The following is a 747-nucleotide window of genomic DNA, read 5'->3' on the forward strand; positions in this document are numbered from 1 at the left end:
AGGTGGCAGCCGTGTGTGGAAGATTTGTCCAAGATCGAAGCCTGGCCGATTACGTGGACTGGCTTGGCAGCAGGCCGGCCAGCGGCTATGACGCCGTACCGCTGGAGCGGTACAACATCGCCCCCACCGCGCTGGTGAGCGTGTTCAGCAATCACCAGGACGGCCTGCTCATCTCGGCTATCAAATGGGGTTGGCAGCCGCACTGGGCTACCGGCAAGCGCCCACCACCCATCAACGCCCGGGTGGAAACGGTGGCCACCAATCGCTTCTTCCGCACCGCCTGGCCAAGCCGGGTGCTGGTGCCGGCCACGGGCTGGTATGAGTGGGTGCCCGACCCTGCCGACCCGAAGCGTAAGCAGCCCTACTTCATCCACCTGAAATCAGGTGACCCTATGTTCTTCGCCGGCATCGGGCGCGAGGGTGAAGGGTTCGTAATCCTCACCGCAGACTCCCTGGGCGGCATGGTCGATATCCACGACCGGCGGCCGATTGTGCTCCAGCCTGAACTCGCCAAGGAATGGATGGACCCCGACACCACCAGCGAGCGGGCCGAGGTTATAGCGCGCGACCTGGGCACACCCACCGAGGCCTTCGACTGGTATCCAGTGGGAAAGGCAGTAGGGAATGTGCGGAATCAGGGGCCGCAGTTGATTCTGCCTGTGGTTGAGTGACGCGCGGTTCTGTATGGTTCTAGCCTTCCAGCCCGACTTGCCAAGGGGAGCACATGATCGGAAAGCAGTGGCTGGC

Annotated in this window: 1 protein-coding gene; it reads left to right on the plus strand. The window is 63.2% G+C overall.

Annotation, left to right across the window (positions count from 1 at the left end):
• The first annotated feature begins 11 nt into the window (after nucleotides 1-11).
• Entirely contained in the window at nucleotides 12-671 is a 660-nt protein-coding gene (locus tag HAQ05_RS27945; RefSeq protein ID WP_190427637.1) for an SOS response-associated peptidase, read from the plus strand.
• Nucleotides 672-747 lie beyond the last annotated feature (76 nt).

The organism is Pseudomonas typographi, from assembly GCF_014694385.1.
GTDB classification, from domain to species: domain Bacteria; phylum Pseudomonadota; class Gammaproteobacteria; order Pseudomonadales; family Pseudomonadaceae; genus Aquipseudomonas; species Aquipseudomonas typographi.